Origin of the sequence: Kitasatospora sp. NPDC001527, assembly GCF_040298605.1 — a bacterium.
Classification (GTDB): domain Bacteria; phylum Actinomycetota; class Actinomycetes; order Streptomycetales; family Streptomycetaceae; genus Kitasatospora.
On sequence record NZ_JBEPAM010000116.1, the window covers coordinates 1 to 3,856 of the forward strand.

The 3,856-nt window shown below is 74.5% G+C and carries 2 protein-coding genes; both read right to left on the reverse strand.

The window, feature by feature from the left end; all coding sequences use genetic code 11:
• A partial coding sequence (locus tag ABT238_RS38630; RefSeq protein ID WP_502884432.1) for a type I polyketide synthase occupies nucleotides 1-1,467 on the reverse strand: 1,467 nt, incomplete at its 3' end.
• A 56-nt stretch (nucleotides 1,468-1,523) separates the two neighbouring features.
• Nucleotides 1,524-3,856: SDR family NAD(P)-dependent oxidoreductase (locus ABT238_RS38635; protein WP_350807360.1), on the reverse strand; the 2,333-nt coding region annotated here is incomplete at its 5' end.

Below are 3,856 nucleotides of genomic sequence, written 5' to 3' on the forward strand. Positions count from 1 at the left end.
GGCCTGAGCGCGCAGCGACGCGGCGCTGCGCGCCGACACCACCAGCGGCACCACCCCCGAACCCGGCAGCACGGACGGGTACTCCTCGACGGCGGCCGGCTCCTCCGCTGGCGCCTGCTCCAGGACGATGTGGGCGTTGGTGCCGCTCACACCGAACGAGGACACACCGGCCCGCCGGGGCTCCTCGCCCTGCGGCCACGGCCGGGCCTGCGTCAGCAGCCGCACCGCGCCGGACTCCCAGTCCACCTTCCGCGAGGGCTCGTTGACGTGCAGGGTGCGCGGCAGCACACCGTTGCGCATCGCCATCACCGTCTTGATGACCCCGGCCACGCCGGACGCGGCCTGGGCGTGTCCCAGGTTCGACTTGACCGAGCCCAGCCACAGCGGCCGCTCGGCGGGCCGCCCCTGGCCGTACGTCGCCAGCAGGGCGCCCGCTTCGATCGGGTCGCCCAGCGTCGTCCCGGTGCCGTGCGACTCCACCAGGTCGACCTGCTCGGGCGTCAGCCGGGCGTTGGCCAGCGCCGCCCGGATCACCCGCTGCTGGGCGGGACCGTTCGGCGCGCTCAGCCCGTTGCTCGCGCCGTCCTGGTTGATCGCGCTGCCCCGGACGACCGCGAGCACCGGGTGCCCGTTGCGCCGCGCGTCCGACAGCCGCTCCAGCAGCAGCACGCCGACGCCCTCGCCGAGGCCCATGCCGTCGGCGTCCTCGCTGAACGCCTTGCAGCGGCCGTCCTGGGCCAGGCCGCGCTGGCGGCTGAAGCCGACCAGGCCGAGCGGGTCGGCCATGATCGCGGCGCCGCCGACCATCGCCATCGCGCAGTCGCCCTGCCGCAGCGACTGGACGGCGAGGTGCAGGGCCACCAGCGAGGACGAGCACGCGGTGTCGACCGTGACGGCCGGGCCCTCCAGGCCGAGGGTGTACGAGACGCGGCCGGAGATGACGCTGGTCGACATGCCGGTGACCAGGTGGCCCTGCACGCCGTCGGGCACGTTCTGGTAGTCGATGCCCCAGCCCTGGTACGCCGCTCCGACGAACAGGCCGACCTTGGTGCCGTGCAGGCCCGAGGGGTCGATGCCGGCCCGCTCGAAGGCCTCCCAGGAGGTCTCCAGCAGCAACCGCTGCTGCGGGTCCATGGCACTGGCCTCACGCGGGGAGATGCCGAAGAACGCCGGGTCGAAGCGGTCGGCGTCGTGCAGGAAGCCGCCCTCGGTGGTGTAGACCTTGCCCTGCTGGTCCGGGTCCGGGTCGTAGAGGCCCTCCAGGTCCCAGCCGCGGTTGACGGGGAACCCGGAGATGGCGTCCTGCTCCCGCGCGACCAGGTTCCACAGCTCCTCGGGGGAGCCGGCCCCGGGGTAGCGGCAGCTCATGGCGACAATGCCGATCGGCTCCCGGGACGCGGCCGTGAGCTGCTGGTTGGCCCGCCGCAGCCGCTCGGTCTCCTTCAGGGACTCGCGCAGCGCTCCCACGAGTTTGTCGTCGGCGCTCGTCATCATCTGCTCCGCTCTTCGCTTCGTCTCAGAGGTCACTTGTTGTCGTACGCCATGCGGATCAGCCCATCGACGTCCAGATCGTCGATGGCCTCCGCGGAGTCGCCGTCGCCGGGCACCGCGGCGGAATCGGTGTCGGGCGACTGGGCCAGCCTGCGCAGTTCGTCGAGCAGTCCGGACTCCTGGAGCCGCAGCAGCGGAATGGAGTCCAGCAGCTCCCGGACCTCCGCCTCGGCGGGGTCGGTGGGGGCCGTGCGGCCCTGGTCGGGGAAGAGCGAGGCCCCGATGTGGTCGGCCAGCGCCCGGGCCCGCGGGTAGTCGAAGACCACCGTGACGGGCAGGCGCAGGCCGGTCGCCGCGCTCAGCCGGTTGCGCAGGTCGACGGCGCTCAGGGAGTCGAAGCCGAGCTCCCGGAAGGCCCGTGACTCGTCGACGGCCGCCGGGCCGGGGTAGCCGAGCACCGAGGCGATCTGGGTGCACACCAGCTCGGAGAGGGCGCGCCGGCGCTCCTCGGGGGACAGCCCGGTCAGCCGCAGGCGCACCGAGGAGTCGTCGTCCCCGGCCGGGGCCGGGGCGGCCTCGGCGGCCAGGATCCCGGCCACCTCCGGCACCTCGCCGAGCAGCGGGCTCGGCCGGGCGGAGGTGAACACCGGGACGAACCGCTCCCAGTCGACGTCCGCGACGACCACCACGCAGTCGTCGCGGTCCAGCACCTGCTGGAAGGCGTTGATGGCCAGCTGCGGCGACATGAACGGGATGCCGCGGCCGCGCAGTTGCTCCTCGGCGAGGTTGGCGGCCATGCCGCCGCCGTCCTCCGGGCTCCAGATGCCCCAGACCACCGAGGTGGCGGCGAGGCCCCGGGCCCGGCGCCGCTCGGCGAGGCCGTCGAGGTAGGCGTTGGCCGCCGCGTAGGCGCCGTGGTCCCCGCTTCCCCAGACCGCGGAGATGGAGGAGAAGAGCACGAAGGCGTCCAGCTCGGAGCGGTCGAACACCGCGTCCAGGTTGGCCGCTCCCACGATCTTGGCGTGGGCGGTGTCGGAGAACTCCAGGAGGTCGGTGTCCGCGAGCGGCACCAGCACGCCCGCGCCGGCGATGTGCAGGACGGTGCGGATCCGCGAACCGTCCGCCTCGACCTGCCGGACCAGGTCGGTCAGCGCGGCGAGGTCGGTCACGTCGCAGGCGGCGAGGGTGACGCGGGCGCCCAGCTCGGTGAGTTCGGCCTCCAGCTGCCGCGCGCCGGGCGCCGCCGCGCCGCTGCGGCTGGTGAGGACCAGGTGCTCGGCGCCGTTGCGGGCCAGCCACCGGGCCGTCTGGCTTCCGATGCCGCCGGTGCCGCCGGTGATCAGCACGGTGCCGCGGGGCTTCCAGGCCGGGACGGGGTCCGCCGCGGCCAGGGACGCCCGGACCAGTCGGCGGACCAGGAGGCGGGTGCCACGCACGGCGAGCTGGTCCTCGTCGCCGGGCCCGGCCAGGGCGGCGCACAGCAGCGCGGCGGCGCGGCCGTCCAGGGTCTCGGGCAGGTCGATCATGCCGCCCCAGCGCTGCGGGTGTTCGAGGGCGGCGACCCGCCCCAGGCCCCAGACGGCGGCCTGGGCGGGGTCGACCGGCCGGTCGGTCCCGGCGGTGCCTGCCGGTGCGGTGGTGACGGCGCCGCGGGTGGCGAGCCAGAGGGGAGCGTCGATTCCCGCGTCGCCGAGGGCCTGGACCAGCGTCAGGGTGAGACCGAGCCCGGCCGGCAGCTCCGCGCAGCTCTGGTGCGGGCCCTCGGTGAGGGCGAGCAGGGAGAGCACTCCGGCGGGGGCCGTGCCGTCCAGCGCCTCCCGCAGGTGCGAGGCGAGCGTCTCGCGGTCGGCGTCCGCGGGCTTCACCTCCAGCGGCACCACCTGGAGGCCCTGGCCGCGCAGGGCCTCGACCACCTGGTGCGCCTCGGGGACGCCCGCGGGGATCACGGTCGGCCAACTGCCCGACGGCACAGTGGCCTTGGGGTCGGTCAGGGGCTTCCAGGTGATGCGGTAGCGCCAGGAGTCGGTGAGGGCTTGTTGGCGGTTGCGGCGGCGCCAGGAGGCGAGGGAGGGGAGGAGGGGTGACAGGGTGTCGGGGGTGTCGAGTTCGAGGGTGGTGAGGAGGTGGTCGAGGTCTTCGCGTTCGACGGCTTCCCAGAAGGCGGTTTCGACGGGGTCGGTGGCGGTGGTGGCGGTGGTGGTGGGGGTGTCGGGTTCGAGCCAGTAGCGGCGGTGGTCGAAGGCGTAGGTGGGGAGGTCGACGCGGTGGCGGGTGTGGGTGGGGAAGGTGGTGTGCCAGTCGATGGTGGCGCCGTGGGTGTGGAGGTGGGCGGCGGAGGTGAGGAGGCGGGTGGGTCCGCCTTCGC